This is a genomic window from Vibrio sp. E14 (genome assembly GCF_020515785.1).
Taxonomy (GTDB): domain Bacteria; phylum Pseudomonadota; class Gammaproteobacteria; order Enterobacterales; family Vibrionaceae; genus Vibrio; species Vibrio diabolicus.
Genome location: NZ_JAHPJI010000010.1, coordinates 36,694 through 52,502, shown reverse-complemented (window position 1 = coordinate 52,502; position 15,809 = coordinate 36,694). Strand labels below are relative to the sequence as shown.

At 44.6% G+C, this 15,809-nt stretch carries 17 protein-coding genes; 11 read left to right on the top strand and 6 right to left on the bottom strand.

From position 1 onward, the window contains the following. The first annotated feature begins 2 nt into the window (after positions 1-2). Together LIX84_RS20290 and cyoE are read left to right on the top strand one after the other, a co-directional pair. Entirely contained in the window at positions 3-1,022 is a 1,020-nt protein-coding gene (locus tag LIX84_RS20290) for a COX15/CtaA family protein (RefSeq protein ID WP_226422063.1), read from the top strand. Continuing rightward, the gene (cyoE, locus tag LIX84_RS20285; protein WP_006742059.1) at positions 1,015-1,914 is read left to right on the top strand and encodes a heme o synthase; all 900 of its coding nucleotides are present in this window, start codon (positions 1,015-1,017) and stop codon (positions 1,912-1,914) included. Before LIX84_RS20290 ends, cyoE begins: the two co-directional genes overlap by 8 nt. Before the next feature lie 81 nt (positions 1,915-1,995). Here the strand turns inward: cyoE and LIX84_RS20280 are convergent, their stop codons facing one another. Then, positions 1,996-2,469, bottom strand: a complete 474-nt coding sequence (locus LIX84_RS20280) for an FKBP-type peptidyl-prolyl cis-trans isomerase (protein WP_005391162.1) — start codon at positions 2,467-2,469, stop codon at positions 1,996-1,998. 13 nt (positions 2,470-2,482) lie between these two features. Continuing rightward, positions 2,483-3,115, bottom strand: coding sequence for a thiol:disulfide interchange protein DsbA/DsbL (locus LIX84_RS20275; RefSeq protein ID WP_226422062.1), 633 nt, complete (start codon positions 3,113-3,115; stop codon positions 2,483-2,485). Between the two features lie 278 nt (positions 3,116-3,393). Here LIX84_RS20275 and LIX84_RS20270 point away from each other — a divergent pair, with 278 nt between their 5' ends. After that, the gene (locus LIX84_RS20270) at positions 3,394-4,020 is read left to right on the top strand and encodes an OmpA family protein (protein ID WP_226422061.1); all 627 of its coding nucleotides are present in this window, start codon (positions 3,394-3,396) and stop codon (positions 4,018-4,020) included. Positions 4,021-4,212: 192 nt separating this feature from the next. Here the strand turns inward: LIX84_RS20270 and LIX84_RS20265 are convergent, their stop codons facing one another. The 4 genes from LIX84_RS20265 to LIX84_RS20250 form a co-directional block, all read right to left on the bottom strand. Beyond that, the gene (locus tag LIX84_RS20265; RefSeq protein WP_053809555.1) at positions 4,213-4,572 is read right to left on the bottom strand and encodes a glutaredoxin family protein; all 360 of its coding nucleotides are present in this window, start codon (positions 4,570-4,572) and stop codon (positions 4,213-4,215) included. A 111-nt stretch (positions 4,573-4,683) separates the two neighbouring features. Continuing rightward, positions 4,684-5,226 (bottom strand): hypothetical protein, encoded by a 543-nt coding sequence (locus LIX84_RS20260; RefSeq protein WP_139060017.1) that lies wholly within the window; start codon positions 5,224-5,226, stop codon positions 4,684-4,686. Next, complete coding sequence (locus LIX84_RS20255) at positions 5,213-5,758, bottom strand: YaeQ family protein (RefSeq protein WP_005391156.1); 546 nt, start codon at positions 5,756-5,758, stop codon at positions 5,213-5,215. The genes LIX84_RS20260 and LIX84_RS20255 overlap by 14 nt, the downstream gene beginning before the upstream one ends. Before the next feature lie 91 nt (positions 5,759-5,849). After that, positions 5,850-6,059, bottom strand: a complete 210-nt coding sequence (locus tag LIX84_RS20250) for a cold-shock protein (RefSeq protein WP_005375625.1) — start codon at positions 6,057-6,059, stop codon at positions 5,850-5,852. 365 nt (positions 6,060-6,424) lie between these two features. On the opposite strand from LIX84_RS20250, the gene LIX84_RS20245 reads away from it, so the two are divergent. From LIX84_RS20245 to LIX84_RS20210, 8 genes are all read left to right on the top strand, one after another. Next, positions 6,425-6,766 carry an alternative ribosome-rescue factor A gene (locus LIX84_RS20245; RefSeq protein ID WP_006742054.1) on the top strand — a complete coding sequence of 114 codons (342 nt, stop codon included), beginning with the start codon at positions 6,425-6,427 and terminating at the stop codon, positions 6,764-6,766. Between the two features lie 142 nt (positions 6,767-6,908). Further along, positions 6,909-8,351, top strand: coding sequence for a transporter substrate-binding domain-containing diguanylate cyclase (locus LIX84_RS20240; RefSeq protein WP_226422060.1), 1,443 nt, complete (start codon positions 6,909-6,911; stop codon positions 8,349-8,351). Positions 8,352-8,468: 117 nt separating this feature from the next. Further along, positions 8,469-9,215: an outer membrane lipoprotein-sorting protein gene (locus LIX84_RS20235; RefSeq protein WP_203342812.1), complete on the top strand. Its 747-nt coding sequence runs from the start codon at positions 8,469-8,471 to the stop codon at positions 9,213-9,215. A 34-nt stretch (positions 9,216-9,249) separates the two neighbouring features. Then, positions 9,250-10,479, top strand: a complete 1,230-nt coding sequence (locus tag LIX84_RS20230; protein ID WP_226422059.1) for an ABC transporter permease — start codon at positions 9,250-9,252, stop codon at positions 10,477-10,479. Then, the gene (locus tag LIX84_RS20225; RefSeq protein WP_226422058.1) at positions 10,469-11,704 is read left to right on the top strand and encodes an ABC transporter permease; all 1,236 of its coding nucleotides are present in this window, start codon (positions 10,469-10,471) and stop codon (positions 11,702-11,704) included. Before LIX84_RS20230 ends, LIX84_RS20225 begins: the two co-directional genes overlap by 11 nt. After that, positions 11,704-12,420, top strand: coding sequence for an ABC transporter ATP-binding protein (locus tag LIX84_RS20220; protein ID WP_005391145.1), 717 nt, complete (start codon positions 11,704-11,706; stop codon positions 12,418-12,420). Before LIX84_RS20225 ends, LIX84_RS20220 begins: the two co-directional genes overlap by 1 nt. Further along, the gene (locus tag LIX84_RS20215; RefSeq protein WP_226422057.1) at positions 12,410-13,618 is read left to right on the top strand and encodes a hypothetical protein; all 1,209 of its coding nucleotides are present in this window, start codon (positions 12,410-12,412) and stop codon (positions 13,616-13,618) included. Before LIX84_RS20220 ends, LIX84_RS20215 begins: the two co-directional genes overlap by 11 nt. Positions 13,619-13,762: 144 nt before the next feature. Then, a complete protein-coding gene (locus LIX84_RS20210; protein WP_226422056.1) occupies positions 13,763-15,763 on the top strand; it encodes a HAMP domain-containing methyl-accepting chemotaxis protein in 2,001 nt (666 codons plus the stop codon). Positions 15,764-15,809: the final 46 nt, after the last annotated feature.

Sequence of the window (15,809 nt, the reverse complement as noted above, 5' to 3'; positions counted from 1 at the left end):
ATATGAAGTTAATTCAGTTGGTTAAATTCAGTTTGCTCCTAACTTTCGTGGTGATCATGTTAGGCGCGTATACTCGCCTTTCTGATGCAGGGTTAGGTTGCCCTGATTGGCCCGGCTGCTATGGGCACTTTGGCGTGCCTCATCAAGAAGAAGACGTAATACGTGCCAATCTTAATTTCCCTGAACGGGCAGTCGAGCATGAGAAAGCATGGCTTGAAATGATTCATCGCTATTTTGCAGGAACGTTGGGTTTGGTCATTTTTGCCATGACAGTGATATCAATGAGGTCTGAGCGCGTGAATCCTACTATTCCGATGCTTCTCAGTGTACTGGTGGTCGGGCAAGCACTTTTGGGGATGTGGACCGTGACGCTCAAATTAATGCCAGTCATCGTAATGCTTCATCTGCTTGGTGGCTTTACTTTACTGGTTTTGCAGGCGATTTTTTACTGCCAGTTAAAAGCGCAAAATAATCTCTATTTTTCTCCATCTTCCAGCTCGCTACGAGGCTTCTCAGTATTGGTTTTTCTGGTTGTTTTTATGCAGGTGCTGCTCGGAGGGTGGACTTCGTCAAACTATGCCGCGCTCATGTGCACCTCACTGCCTATTTGTGAGGGAGATTGGATGAGTCATCTCTCATGGAAAGAGGCGTTTTCTTTCTGGCAAACCGGATTCGAGAATTACGAATTTGGTGTATTGGAGTATCCGGCAAGAATGACCATACATGTTACGCATCGCCTCGGTGCGATTGTCACCGCCACTGTCGTATTGGCTTATAGCATTATGCTCATGAGGCAAGATTCCCATCATTCACAGCGCATTGGAGGATGGTTACTACTCACTTTAGCGTGTCAAGTTATGTTGGGCGTGAGCAACGTTGTATTCCAACTTCCTATTTATGTCGCCGTGGCACATAACTTGGGTGCCGCCATTATGTTGAGTCTTGTTTGTGTGAGTCAGTTTTATTTGTGGCAGGGCAAAAAAGCTTGGAGTTACACCGCGAAAGGAGTTCGCTATGAGTAAAGAAATCGCACTGTCGTTAAATGAGCGAAAGCGACTAAGTTCCGTTTATTTGAAGTTAACGAAGCCTAAAGTAGTCGCATTAATGCTGGTGACGGCAGTTGTCGGGATGAGTTTAGCGCCTGTTACTGAGTTTCCTTGGTTGCAGGCGGCGGTTGGCCTAACAGGCATTGGTTTGATGGCAGGCTCCGCGGCAGCGTTTAATCACCTGATTGACCGCCGCATTGATGCGAGAATGGCTCGCACACACAAACGTCCGTTGCCATCGGGTGAAGCTAAGCCGTTATCGGTGATAACCTTTGCGACGGCTTTAGGCGTCATAGGATTTGTTCTTTTGTATGCGCTGGTTAACCCACTGACGGCATGGCTGACTTTGATGAGTTTACTCGGCTATGCGATGGTGTACACCATGTACCTCAAACGCGCTACTCCGCAAAATATCGTAATTGCAGGTATTGCGGGTGCGATGCCGCCTCTTCTCGGTTGGACTGCCGTAACAGGGCAGTTGCATGCGAATGCTTGGCTGCTTGTGATGATCATTTTTATCTGGACGCCACCACACTTTTGGGCACTCGCAATTCATCGCGTAGAGGACTATCGTAAGGTGGATATTCCAATGTTGCCAGTGACACATGGTATCGAGTACACCAAAACTTCCATTCTGTTGTATACAGTATTGTTGACGTTGGTTTGTGTGCTGCCGGTGTTGGTTGGAATGGTCGGCGTAGTTTATCTTTTTGCCTCGTTACTACTTAACGCTGGCTTTATGTACCATGCATGGAAGCTAAAATACGCGCCAGAGCCCAATACCGCGATGGAGGCGTTTAAATTTTCTATCTATCACCTTTTTGCGTTGTTCATTGCATTGCTTTCGGATCACTATATTGGTTTGTAGCCTCTCTTTAAACAGAAAACGCCGCGTGGTTCGCGGCGTTTTTGGTTTTGATAGTTGGGCTTTAATGCAAAGTTTCTAGAGTTATTGAATCTCTAACAATTCAACATCAAAGATCAAAACACTTGCTGGTGGAATTGGGCCTGAGCCACTTTTGCCATAACCGAGCGTGCTTGGTACGAAAAGGCGGATTTTTTCACCTTCGACCATGTATTGTAGGCCTTCTTGCCAGCCTTTAATGACTTGGTTAAGACCAAACGAAATTGGCTCACCGCGATTAACGGAGCTATCAAACACAGTGCCATCAATCAACGTGCCGTGGTAGTGCACTTTGACTTTGCTTGTCGCGGTTGGGTGAACCTCACCTTCGCCTTTTTCAAGAACAATATATTGAAGACCACTTTCTGTTGTAATGACGCCTTCTTTCTTCGCATTCTCGAGCAAGAATGCTTGGCCTTTCGCAAAGTTTTCATCCGCTACTTTATGGTTTGTCCAAGTACGGTAAATGAAAAAGCCCGCCAGAATGAAAATAATGAGAGGAAACAAAAATTTAGACACGTAAGCTCCTTGTCTATTTAGGTTGTTTTAGCAAATAGTTAATGGTTTCTGCCATGGCTTCGACGCTGTCATGACCACCAGTAATGACTTGGTATTTTCCATTAACGATAAAGGCTGGAACGGAGTTAATTTGGCCGCGAGTCGTGATCGCTTCTGCCTTAGTGATGTACTCAAACAGCGTTTTTTGCTGTGCTTCATCTAAATGGTAAGGGCTGATAAGGTTGCGAGACTCAAAGGCTTTCTCTACGGCGATTTGACGTTCCTCAGCAGTCGCATCAGGACCCATTTGTACGGCAGCAAAAAGATCCGCCATAAATGCTTTGTCAGGTGTAGACTCTAGTTGCATGACTGCAGTGTAGAAGATGATGGCGCTTACTTGTGCACTCTCATTGAAAGTTACATGCATTTTTTCAACGCTTTGCTCGGTCAACGATTCAATTTGAGGGACAAACTCTTCCATTGAGCGACAGTGGCCACACGTTAAAGAGAATGCTTCAGTCAGGGGAGCTAAATCATATTCTTCAAGGGATACAGGCAAAACTTCGTATTGTTTGCCTTGCTGAGGCTGAGTGTTGCCGCTATCGCATGCCGACAAGGCCATCATGGCGGCAATCACAGCAAAGCCTTTCGATATGGTTTTTAACATAATAATGCTCTAAGTAAGAAATTTGCGTTAGTTTATCGGTTAACGATTGTGACTAAAACCATTAAATAACAATAAAGTGAGACGATTGGTAACAGACTTTTCCTGATGTGTAGGCTGCAGGGAGGTATTTTGGCATCGCTTTTTATTTGAGAGATACTTGATATTGATTCCAGTGGCATGAACGCTGCATATACAAACCAATCGGTGGATAAAAGCGCTAAAGATTCGGCGTGTTTTGTCGACACAATGGACAAGAGTTTTTCTACGTTGGTAATGGTATGAAGCAGTGGTTTTTAATTGTTTGCGGCATTCTGACTGGGTGCAGTAGCCTTGATCAAGACATGGTTCCTGGCGGGAACATTTTAGATACAGCTCCTAAAACAAACACCGAGCTGAGACATCCTGAGTGGGGCTATCCGAGCGCCTCAAGTGTGGCTTCTTCACCTCGCACGTATCAGACTGAGAGGGCATCAGTAAAAAAGTCGCAAAATGTGACCTCTCTGGAAATGTTTCTGAACAGGCACAATATTCCTCATGAGACACTCAGTGGCGGTCACTTAATGATACGTTTGAAAGAGCAAGTGCATTTTCAAACTGGCTCTGCTCAGTTATCAGCGCAATCTCAAGACTGGATTCGAAACATTGGTCACTATCTAGCAGGAAGAACGGATGTGGATGTCGTGATCGATGGCCATGCCGATAGCACGGGAGCTGCCAGCTTTAATGACACGTTGTCAGAAAAGCGAGCTCGTGAAGTGGAAAAGCAACTGCTGGCGACGAGTATTTCTCGTCAACGCGTGTTTTCTAGAGGTTTTGGCGAGTATGTGCCGCAGTGCAGTAATTCGACAGCCAGTGGCAAAGCTTGTAATCGACGCGTAGAGCTAACGCTGATCGTTGATGAGTAAGGCGATGGTTGGTCGATAAACTACGTCGTGTTGTTTTCACTAAGCCCTTATGTGTTTACTGGCGTTTCCGTCTGGGAATGAGCAAGAAGAGTGAACCCAAAGGCTAGGCATAGCAACGAGCAGCTAGGCTGAATAGAAAAGAGGCACCTGTATGGTGCCTCTTTTACATCCGCCAATGTTCATAGGGGGAACTTAGGCAAATTCTTTTTCAACGTAAGCGACGATGTCAGATGACTCGTATAGCCACTGTGTTTCGCCATCTTTTTCGATACGCAGGCAAGGGACTTTAATTCGTCCACCACCTTGCTCTAGTTCAGCTCGATGAGTCGGGTTATTTTTTGCATCACGTAGCTCAATGTTCACCGATTGACGCTTCATTGCACGGCGGACTTTTACGCAAAAAGGGCAAGCTTCAAATTGGTAAAGTGCGTATTGCTTTGCTTTTTCATCAATACGTTGTTGTTCTTCTGCACTGCGTTTAATACCACGAGGTGAGAACACGGCGTTCAGCAATAAGATAACCTTGCCTAAAATCCAACGGATAAACTTCATAATGATCCCTTGATGTTCATTGGGTAATTGTCCTTTAAAAATGCAATCATGATGCTTGTTGCATTGAGCGTGAAGTCTATCAGTTGTTTGAAATGGATAAAACCATGTATTTTATACGGAAAATAAGCGTTTTAACCTGCCCCAAAAACCGCTAGTCGAAGCTGGACTGGCTTCTCTACCTAGATAAAAGCTTTGCATCAGTTCGGTTCTGAATGCTTCAACATCCATGCGTTTTACAACAAGCTCGTGTTGCAATGTATTCTGAGTTTGCTCGGCATGATCGTGCGCCAAGCTAAAGTCCATATTCAAATAGCCTTGAGTATAAAGCCAAAGGTGGGTTATCAAGATAAGGTCTTCTGCGGACTGGTTAGTGAACTTATCCGCGTGCTCATCACCCAAGGAGTCAGTCAGCACTTGCTGCATTTGCTGGGCAGAATGCGCATGTTGCTCATAGTTAGCGCTGGCTTCAATATGCGACTTAGTCAAAAGACCAAGCAGGTGAAGAGTAGGCGCCGTGGCGGGTTTGTTCTCACAAACTTTTGTAAACAGTTGTGACTGTTCTTTTAACCAACGTCGCTTTGCCGCTTTATGTTCTTTAACGAAGGGAATTTCTTTGAATCCCATCTCTTGACTCAGTTCACTAAGAGACGTCATGGCTTTTTAGTTCCTTCACCGTTACTTCGACGTGTTGATCGTTGATATCAACAAAAATAGAGCTGCCGGTTATCATAACAGAAAGGCTAGTGCCTCGGTCAAGGTGCTGACAAATCAAGTCGATAGCGTCGTAGTCAAAGCTTTCTACGTTGACCGGAAGCATTGAGAACTTTCCTGACATTTTATCCCACCATACCGTCGCTTTAGTGTTATAAGTGTAGACTTTCACGTGTTTTGCTAGGCGAGAGGCTTTCTTAATTCTTTCTGGTTCTGGTTCGCCAATTTCAATCCAGTGAGTAATGCTTTGATCATCGCCAACATGCCATAAATCAGGCTCTTCAATTGTAGAAAGCCCTTTCGTAAACTCTAAATTACTTTGAGCGTTTAAGCAGTAAGCTAAAACACGAGCCAGCATTCGTTGAGGTTTTTCTGAAGGGTGAAGGGCGATAGTTAGATTTTTAGAATCGTAATAGTCGTTATTCATATCGGAAATGGCGATACGAAATTTATAAATAGTCGGTTTAAGAGCCATGGATTTATATCGTTTTTGTTGGCAAAAATAAGTTATAGACAAAAAAATAGCCAGCTTTAAAAGCTGGCTATCGTATCAAATTCTTTAAGAATTAAAGTACTTTGATTTGCTCTGCTTGAGGGCCTTTTTGACCTTGAGAGATAACAAATTCTACTTTCTGGCCTTCAACTAGAGTACGGAAGCCGTCACCAGTGATTGCAGAGAAGTGAGCAAATACGTCAGGACCGTTTTCTTGTTGAATGAAACCGAAGCCTTTAGTTTCGTTGAACCACTTAACTGTGCCAGTAGCTGTGTTAGACATGTCTATTTCCTAAATATCTAAATAATGTAATCTTTCGCCTCAACGGCGCTTATAGCGTGGAAAAATAAATTGCTATTGCGTACCACAGGACGACGGGTTACAAGTAATCCAACGAAATGTGAAAACAAAGAACTTTCTTTCTAGCCGTGTTTGAGTCTAGGTTAATTCCACGAAGAGTCAACATATATTAGTGCTTTATGGACAAATATTTGTATTTAGTCACTATTTAACCAGCATGTTTTTGATTAAATTTCAAATAAATGACGGTGATGTGAAGTTTTTCAGCATAAAATTCAACTAAATCTATAAATTTGACTTATTTATATAATTATTGTCCAATCTGGTTCGACCATTAAGGAGGATTTATGGCAAAACCTAAAACCAGTCCTCAGCCGAATGAGTTACAACACGAGACCGATTTCGGCAGAGGTGAAATCAAGGACAATGCGTTAAAAGCGGTTGTCACCAGTCAATTGTTCAGAACACGAGTCGTAAAAGCGAAAAAAGGTAAAGGCAGCTTCAGTCGGAAAATGAAGCATAGAGGCAAAGAGCCCTATTCAAAGTTCTCCCCGATGTGGATTTTGAATAGGGCTTTTTTATTGATGCTGCTTTTTATCAACCTATTCAAATTCAATGGTTTAGTGTTAGTTAAATCACTCTTATCTCACCTTATACTGGCTAGCTTTCTTCTTAAAACTAGACGCTGAAAAGTACCAAATAAGTACTAAAACCTACTAAGTTAGATTCATATCAATAGGAGCCACTTCCTGTCCGACACCGCTCTGCTATATCTTTAGATCAGACAAAACAGCCGAGATTATGGTTTAAAAAGACTGGTGAGAAGTAGGTATGTCATCGACGAGTTATGGTACTTATGGTTGCAAGTGTACAAAAGCGTGTGCTTCTTTGTTACTACTATGGCTGTCTATTTGCCCGATGACGTATGCGCACAAGTCAGAGTCTCATTCTTTAATAGTTGCTAACTCCAAAGCTTGGAAGCCATTCTCTTACCTTAGCCCAGACGGTGAACCCAAAGGCATTTTGATCGACTTCTGGAAAGCGTATGCGGCGGACAACCAAATTGATGTTCAGTTTCTGCTTCTTGATTGGGAGGCTTCTTTACAGGCCGTAAAAGAGGGGCGTGCTGACTTTCACGCGGGATTGGTTTACTCATCGGAAAGAGCCGATTACTTGGATTTTGGCGCAGTTATCATGCCCATTCAAACTAAATTATATGTCAATCAAGACGTGCTTTCGATTGATGTCAAAAGTGTTTTAGCTGGTGAAATGACGTTGCCAATTGGTGTCGTTAAAGGAAGTTACGAGTCTGAGTTTATTAAGACGAATTATCCTAATGCGCCTATTGCAGAGTACATTAATAACGACACGATGATACAGGCCGCTGTCGCTAAGAAGGTGCTGTATTTTGTCGCGGACCTTCAAGTTGCTAACTTTTATATGGCAACTATGCCGGGAGCAGGCATGTTTGTTCCTGTAATAAATTTATATAGTAAAGACCTTCGGATTGCAGCAGGGTTGCATAGTTCTGCTTCCATTTTGGATGTCTCTCGAGCGTTTGAAAAAGTTATCGATACAGATCGAGAAAGGATCCTCAATCGGTGGAGTGTGGTGAAAACGGTCTATCCTCTTTATCTCCTACCTATTGCGATTTTCGTTATGGCGGTCGCGACGCTGTATCATATCTTCGCACTCAAACGCATGGTTGCGCTGCGCACAAGACAATTGACGATTGCTAACCAGCAATTGCTGGAGATGACGTTAACGGATTCCCTAACAAAACTCTACAACCGTAGACACTTGATTGAACAATTGGCGCTCTTGAATCACTTGCAGCGAAGCTTGACGGTAATGGTATTTGATATTGATGATTTTAAATCAATTAATGACCAATACGGTCATCTTGTCGGAGATAGAGCGATAGTGGCCGTGGCTGAAACAGCAAAATCAATGACTGATGAACGTATGACATTGGCGAGAATTGGCGGAGAAGAGTTCGCACTCGTGACGGCATCGCTCTCTGAGCGAGAGGCGCGCAACTTTGCTCAAATGCTCTGCAAAGCCGTGTACGAACAACCTATTATCCTTGGCGGGCAAGCGATTCATTTGAGCATTAGCTTAGGCTGCGCATACTACCCTGAATTTACTCACATCGTGAATATACAAGACGCTGATCAACTGATGTATCAAGGTAAGTCTGAAGGTAAAAATCGCGCGGTGTTTCAAGTCATAACAGACAGCCAGTTTCAACCTGAGCTTCGTCAAGTCCCTTAGCATTTTTGAGTCACCAATCGCTATTTCTAAATCCTCACTTGCTATACTCAATTGAATTTAAAATTATTATACCCGTTTCGATTCAAATTCTAGGTCGTGTCGGTACAAAGGGAAGGTATGTATAAAACGTTTTGTGTTCTCGCTTGTGTACTTCTCTCTTCTTTTTCTTACGCTGAGAGCGCTTTCGATATAGTCCAAAAGTCTGATCAAGCGATGCGCGGAAAATCCAGTTATAGCGAAGCCACCATGAAAATTGTTCGCCCTGACTGGTCACGTTCAATGACCATGAAGAGTTGGACGAAAGGTACGGAATTATCTTTGGTCTTGGTGACTGCTCCGGCGAAAGATAAAGGTAGCGCCTCGTTAAAACGTCATAGAGAAATGTGGAATTGGGTGCCGAGTATCGAGCGAGTGATTAAAATTGCGCCATCCATGCTCAGTCAGTCTTGGATGGGATCAGACTTCACGAATGATGATTTAATTAACCAATCTTCTATTGTTGTCGATTATCAACATCAACTGCTTCAAAGTGAAACCTTTGATGGTGACAAAGTTTGGGTAATTGATGCACTTGCCAAGCCTGACGCCCCAGTGGTTTGGAGCAAAGTCAGACTGTGGATCTCTCAAACGAGCTTTTTACAGCGCAAAGTCGAGTTTTACGATGAATTTGATGAACTGGTAAATGTTTTGACGACTTACGATGTGCAAACGTTGGGTGGGCGAGACGTTGCGACTCGCATGGAGATGCAGCCGATAGATAAACCAGGAAATAAAACGGTTTTGATTACGCACGAAGCGCAATTTGATTTTGATATCGATGATGACTTTTTCTCTCAGCAGCAAATGAAGGCTCTGCGAGATTAGGGTGGATTTTGGTTTAGATAAGAGGTGAGATCGGATGCTCATCAAGCTCGCATGGCGAAATCTATGGCGGCAAAAACGGCGGACATTGTTAACCGCTTCTGCGTTAGCTCTTGTTCTGTTTCTCTCCTTACTGACTCGAGCGTTCCAAGAAGGAAGTTACTCCTCAAATATTAAAAACGCTGCGAAGTTCTATACGGGATTAATTCAGCTACAACATCCCGATTTTGGGGACTCCTCTAGCATTGATGATGTCCTTCCACAAACGCCTGCGTTCATTGCATCTGCCAAAAATAATCCTGATATCGACATCGTTCTGCCGAGAATTGAGTCATTTGCGCTTGCCGCCAAAGACGAACGATCCAAAGGCGTGATGGTGCTCGGCGTTGAGCCTGACGCTGAAGATAGCTACTCCAGCATTAGTGACAAAATCGTACAAGGGCGCTTTATTGCATCTGGACAAAACTCGGTGCTTGTTGGTGAGGGCTTGGCAAACTACCTTCATTTGAACGTTGGTGATGAACTGGTGTTGTATGGTTCGGGTTATCGTGGTCAAACGGCGGCTGGACTGTATCAGGTGTCCGGTATTTTGCACTTTCCTTTGCAGCAGTTAGATTCTCAGTTGGTCTACATGCCTCTTGATACCGCACAAGCGTTGTATTCGCTTGATAACCAAGTCACCGCATGGGTCCTTAACACTCAAAGTTTACGCGTGTTGCCTGACATTGTTAAACAACTAAAGCGCCACTACGGGAATGGCGTCGCAGTAAAAAGCTGGCAGGAGCTGTCGCCAGAACTTTCTCAACAGATAGCCTTGGACAAAGCGGGTGGGATCTTTTTGATCTATATCTTGTACGGCATTGTTGGTTTTGGCCTGTTTGCCACGATTTTGATGATGACGTTAGAGCGCCAGCGTGAATTTGCGGTGATGCTCGCGACGGGTATGTTGCGCAGCAAGCTTATGGGGCTCGTCGCCATTGAATCGATGTTTATCTCCGTTATTGGTCTTGTGCTCGGTGCCTTGATCAGCGCGCCTGTGCTTGCGTATTTCTATATCAATCCGATTGAGATTACTGGCGATGCTGCACAAGTGATGCTGGAGAGTGGCTTTGAACCAATCGTACCTGTTTCGCTAGACCCTTATTTGTTAATGGATCAAATTCTTGTCGTTCTCGTTATTTTATCGTTATGTCTGATGTATCCGATGGCTAGACTTCTTCGCTTGCCCATTGCTAGTGGGCTAAAAGGAGGCGCGCATGTTGATTAAATTGGCGTGGCGTAATTTATGGCGGAACAAGCTCAGAACTTCCATTATGCTGGGAGCGATGGTGTTCGGCTTAATGGGCGTTGTTGCCATGATTGGATTCATGAACGGTTTGGTCGACAGCATGATCAAAAACGCGATTGCGTGGCAAACCAGTCATCTACAAGTGCATCAGAAATCCTACCTTAATAATCCTGACCTTAGTGACACAATAACGAATTATCAAACGATAACGGCCGCTTTGGCTGCACATCAAGATGTTAAAGCGGTATCGGCGCGATTTCTTGCTGATGGCATGATTGCTTCTGCGCGTAGTACGAGAGGCGTTCGGATCAATGGCATCAATATTGAACAAGAGCAAAGTATCACACCGCTTACAAGCCATGTGATAGACGGAGAATGGTTAAACGAAGTGGGAAGAAACCCCATTCTTGTTTCGCAAAAAACCGCAAATCGGTTGAAGCTGCGTGTTGGATCGAAAGTGGTTTTAACATTATCTGACATCAAGGGTGATGTATCTGGCGCAGCTTTTCGCGTTCGAGGTATTTTTAAAACGCCATCCACCACGTTTGATGACGGTAATGTCTACGTCCGTAAAGTCGATCTCGAAACAATCGCAGGCTTGTCGGGTGCGCATGAAATTGGCGTTTTGTTGAACTCCAACGAGACTAAACAGCTAGAAAGTGCAGAGGCATTTACGTTATCAATATTGCCACAAGCCAACCGTGAACAATTGGTCGTGAGAAAATGGCAAGAAATACAGCCTTTACTCGCAACAATGATGAGCTCAATGGATATCTCTAACCAAATTATGTTGGTCGTTTTCGTACTTGCCATGACTCTCGGAATCATCAACATCATGCTGATGTCAGTTTTTGAAAGAACGAGAGAGTTTGGGGTGTTAATGGCGGTTGGCATGCAGCAGCATAAAATTCGCACACTGATTATTTTGGAAACGCTATTCCTTGGTTTGAGTGGTTGCGCGTTAGGGTTATTAGGAAGCGCAGTCATGCTGAAAATACTGAGTATTACTGGCTTATCGCTTGGCACACTTGCTGATGGATTAGGTGCTTATGGCGTCGATACCTTGCTTTATCCAAGAGTATCGTTTTACGAGTATCAATTGATTATTGTGGCTATTTTTGTCGCGAGCTTATTTGCGGCTTTGTATCCAGCAAGGCAAATTCTCAAACATCGACCTGCGGATGCCATGGCGGAGAAAACGTAATGACGATTAAATTGGAAGGCTTATCCAAGACGTACAACCCAAAGAGTGACTTTCCGGTACATGCGGTTCAGAGCGTAGATTTGGAGATCAAGCAAGGTGAGTTTGTCGCTATTATGGGACCTTCTGGTTCAGGGAAAACGACCCTACTAAACATGTTGGGCGGGATCGATTCTCCTACATCAGGACGCGTGGAAATTGATGGATGCTTAATCTCTGATATGTCAGAAAAAGAGTTGATCGCTTATCGACGCGATAACATTGGCTTTATCTTCCAAGATTATAGTCTGCTCCCCGTACTGACAGCTCTTGAAAACGTCGAGTTTGTTATGCAATTGCAAGGGAAAACAGAAAGGGAATGTCGTGAACGCGCCAGCGCGCTACTGCAACAGGTTGGATTATCACAGCAGATGCATAAACGTCCGAGTAAAATGTCTGGAGGCCAACAACAGAGAGTTGCGGTTGCAAGAGCATTGGCACCAAAACCAAGGTTTGTAATGGCAGATGAGCCTACCGCCAACTTAGATGCAAAAAGTACAGCCGAGCTGCTTGATATCATGGAACAACTCAGTGAAAAAGAAGGCACGACATTTATCTTTTCTACCCATGATCCTAGAGTTATTAAGCGCGCACATCGAATCATAGTATTTGAGGACGGGCGTTTGGCACGAGATTTTGCCAACATTGATAACACCATAGAGAAGAGCCATGCGTGGTAGAGTAGAAGGCGTAAGCTTACTATCCAAGTTATTGCGGCTTTTTTTTGCGTTAAGTCCTGCGGTAATTTGCATTAAAACTAATGCCAGCATACCGGGTTTGGAGCCTGAAAAAGCATGGGATATCAATGGCTATGTGAAATACATGGCGACCTATAGTATGCCTGACGAGCAGGGTAATACCCTTGACCATCTACTCCATAACCGGATTAACGTTGAATATCGCTTTTCTCCTGAATGGCGAATAAATCTTGCTATCAGGAATAGAGCATTGTGGGGCGATGCGCTTGAGATTCCTCAATATGCGGAACTCGTGGCGCTTGATAATGGGTATTTTGATCTAAGCAAAAACTGGCGAGAAGATAATGTAATCCTCAATACCCAACTGGATCGACTCTACGTCTCTTGGAGTGACCAAGATTGGGGGGCAAGGTTAGGGCGGTTCCGGGTCAACTGGTCAATGAACACCATTTGGAACCCACACGACATCTACAACGCCTATTCTATTTACGACTTTGATTACGAAGAGCGGGCGGGCACCGACGCTGTCATGGTGAGTAAAAAACTTGGGTTTGCCGATGGGTTAGATCTCGTTTTCTCTCCGTCAAAGCAGTCTAAAGAAAACAGCACGTCACTACGATATTTCTCCAACGTTTCTGGTTGGGACTATCAAATCATTGCGGGTCGATCTCGGCAAGACTATGTTCTTGGAGCAGGGTTCGCGACTGATATCTATCAAGCCGGGTTTCGAGGCGAGTTAAGCTGGTTTGATCCTATTGATACAGAGCATCAAGGTCAGCCTACTGAGGATACGACAGTCGCTAGTTTGGAGTCAGACTACAGTTTTGGTGGTGTGCGTAACTGGATGGTGAGAGGTGCTTGGTTGTTTTTTTCTGAACCAAAGCCAGCGAGCAGCGCATTATCTTACCTAAACCTCCCTCTCTCTGCGAAAACCTTGAGCTTCACGGAGCATACTGTTTATGCCGATGCTAGCTTCGACTTAACGGCGCTCAACCGCGTCACCTTATCGGCTAGTTACTATGATGATGGCTCTTACTTTGCTGGATTATCCAGCAGCTATTCACTCAGTGATAATTGGCAACTGCTAACTGTAGTTCAACATTTTAACGGTACGGACGGCAGCTTATTTGGAGAAACACCTGCAACTTTGGTGTTTGCTAATATCCGGTATAGTTACTAGAGACGCCTTTCATTTAGCTGCTATCCCTAAATAATGTAATCAATCACAAATAATGCCTTGTTCTGAAGTTGTTTTTGATACAAGCATTTAACATTTTTGTAAACATCGTTATATTTAAGGCTCATCGTTGTCAGGAGTTTATGGATGAACCTTACGATATCAGGGAAGTTGCAGCTCAGTTTTGTGCTGCTAGCCGTACTTTTTATGGCATCAGCGGTATTCACGTATCGCAACGTCACCACCGTAGAGCAATACGCCTCTTCGTTACTTAAATCCGATTTACCGACCGTCGACACCAGTCGCGGTATCCAACAGTCCGTTCAAGCGTCGCTGTCTTCTATTCGAGCCTACATGTTGCTAGGTGGCGATGAAGAGGCGAGCGCACGTCTGAGTGAGGACGTACGCAATATCATGGCATCTACAGACGAGTCGCTTCCGACGTTGCAGGCTTTGATCTCTGAACAGGATTTTCAAGCGATTCAAACCCAGTGGGATGCGGTAAAAGTTTCTCTAAACAAGCTGATTGAACTTAGCCACAGTGATGAGAACTTACCCGCGCATAACCTCTTTATTAACGAAGCGGCACCCATTGCAGAAGTGGCACTTGATCAGCTTCAAAGCTTAATCAATGAAGAGTCAGGAAACCCATTTGGTGGAGACAGAAAACGTCTGTTTAAAGTCTATGCCGACAGTTATACCTCCCTCGCCAATGCACTGTCTGCTTTGCGAGATTTCCTGTTGTACGGGCAGCGAGATCATTTGGACAAATACCACGACTTGATTAAGTACCACAATCAGTCCGTGGCGGAAATCGACGGCAAACTCGGCAGGCTTACTGATAACGACCAATCATTGTGGTCACTGTTTAAAGAAATGCAGCAGCTGTACTTTCCTTTGGCAGAGCAGGTGATTGCATTGCGTCAGTCACCAGAGTGGAATGAATCAAACTTGTTGATGGCGAACGAACTGTTGCCAGCAGCGGATGCCCTAGACCAAAGTTTAGAAACGATCGTATTGGCTCAACAAAGTCGTGCAGATCAAAGCGGACAGGGCATTAATCAGTCGATCAAAAACGTACTCACCACCATGCTGATTGCAGCGGCACTGGTTTTGTTTGCCGCGATAGCGATTTCAAAATACATGGGCAACACCATTGGTCGCCGAGTGAAAAACTTATCGGAGCGTGCAAAGACGATCGCTTCAGGGGACGTTTCTCAGCCTCCGCTCACTGTTGCTGGGAAAGATGAATTGGCAGACCTTACCGATTCGATTAACCGCATGAACCAATCGTTAGCGAGCATCGTGGCAGGGGTGAGCGAGAAAGCGCATCAAGTGGATACCAGCATGGGTGCTTTGTTGGAATCGGCACAAGTCACTTCATCGAATGTAGAACAGCAACAAACCAGCATTGTTGAAATGGGAAGCCAATTGGATGAAATCGCTTTAGCCGCGCGTAACACGCTAGATCAAGCCAATCAATCGGTGCAGAAGCTCTCTGATTCAAAAGGCGAGATTGAACAAGGTCGTGATGCTTTAGAGCAAAACAAAGTCACCATGGAAAGCTTACATGGCAGCATTGAAACCGCGAGTACGCAAGTGACGCAGTTAAGTAAAGAGAGCGAAGCCATTGGCCGAGTGACGGAAGTGATTGAAGGCTTAGCAGAGCAAACTAACTTACTGGCATTGAATGCGGCGATAGAAGCAGCGCGTGCGGGGGAGCAAGGACGAGGCTTTGCGGTTGTGGCAGACGAAGTACGTATGTTAGCGACTCGCACCACTCAATCGACGACAGAAATCAACGGCATCATCAATGCGATTCAACGCTCGACCAATTCGGTGGTTGAGGAGATTGAACACAGTCAATCACTTGCGGAGCAGGGCGCTGAGCACATTGAAAAAGCGGTAACTCGTTTGCTAGTCACTACTGAACAAATTGGTTCTTTGAATGAACAAATGGCAGAACTTGCGGCAGCGGCAGAGCAGCAATCTCATGCGACCAATTCGATCACTGGATTGATGTCCGATATAACTCAATCAGTGGATGAGGTTTCGAATAACAGCCAACGTGCATCAGAGACATCATTGCAAGTAAAAGAGCAAGTTACTGAGCTGAATCAACAGATGGCAACTTTCAAAACGGCGTAGATAAGGTTTACGTCTGTTCATCTACTTTTGAACGTTAACCAAATAG

Coding starts and splice junctions, on each gene's coding strand:
- LIX84_RS20275 (WP_226422062.1), bottom strand. CDS start 3,115: ATGTTAAAAACCATATCGAAAGGCTTTGCTGTGATTGCCGCCATGATG.
- LIX84_RS20250 (WP_005375625.1), bottom strand. CDS start 6,059: ATGTCTAACACAGCTACTGGCACAGTTAAGTGGTTCAACGAAACTAAA.
- LIX84_RS20210 (WP_226422056.1), top strand. CDS start 13,763: ATGAACCTTACGATATCAGGGAAGTTGCAGCTCAGTTTTGTGCTGCTA.
- LIX84_RS20255 (WP_005391156.1), bottom strand. CDS start 5,758: ATGGCTCTTAAACCGACTATTTATAAATTTCGTATCGCCATTTCCGAT.
- LIX84_RS20245 (WP_006742054.1), top strand. CDS start 6,425: ATGGCAAAACCTAAAACCAGTCCTCAGCCGAATGAGTTACAACACGAG.
- LIX84_RS20235 (WP_203342812.1), top strand. CDS start 8,469: ATGTATAAAACGTTTTGTGTTCTCGCTTGTGTACTTCTCTCTTCTTTT.
- LIX84_RS20225 (WP_226422058.1), top strand. CDS start 10,469: ATGTTGATTAAATTGGCGTGGCGTAATTTATGGCGGAACAAGCTCAGA.
- LIX84_RS20240 (WP_226422060.1), top strand. CDS start 6,909: ATGTCATCGACGAGTTATGGTACTTATGGTTGCAAGTGTACAAAAGCG.
- cyoE (WP_006742059.1), top strand. CDS start 1,015: ATGAGTAAAGAAATCGCACTGTCGTTAAATGAGCGAAAGCGACTAAGT.
- LIX84_RS20220 (WP_005391145.1), top strand. CDS start 11,704: ATGACGATTAAATTGGAAGGCTTATCCAAGACGTACAACCCAAAGAGT.
- LIX84_RS20265 (WP_053809555.1), bottom strand. CDS start 4,572: ATGAAGTTTATCCGTTGGATTTTAGGCAAGGTTATCTTATTGCTGAAC.
- LIX84_RS20270 (WP_226422061.1), top strand. CDS start 3,394: ATGAAGCAGTGGTTTTTAATTGTTTGCGGCATTCTGACTGGGTGCAGT.
- LIX84_RS20230 (WP_226422059.1), top strand. CDS start 9,250: ATGCTCATCAAGCTCGCATGGCGAAATCTATGGCGGCAAAAACGGCGG.
- LIX84_RS20260 (WP_139060017.1), bottom strand. CDS start 5,226: ATGACGTCTCTTAGTGAACTGAGTCAAGAGATGGGATTCAAAGAAATT.
- LIX84_RS20215 (WP_226422057.1), top strand. CDS start 12,410: ATGCGTGGTAGAGTAGAAGGCGTAAGCTTACTATCCAAGTTATTGCGG.
- LIX84_RS20290 (WP_226422063.1), top strand. CDS start 3: ATGAAGTTAATTCAGTTGGTTAAATTCAGTTTGCTCCTAACTTTCGTG.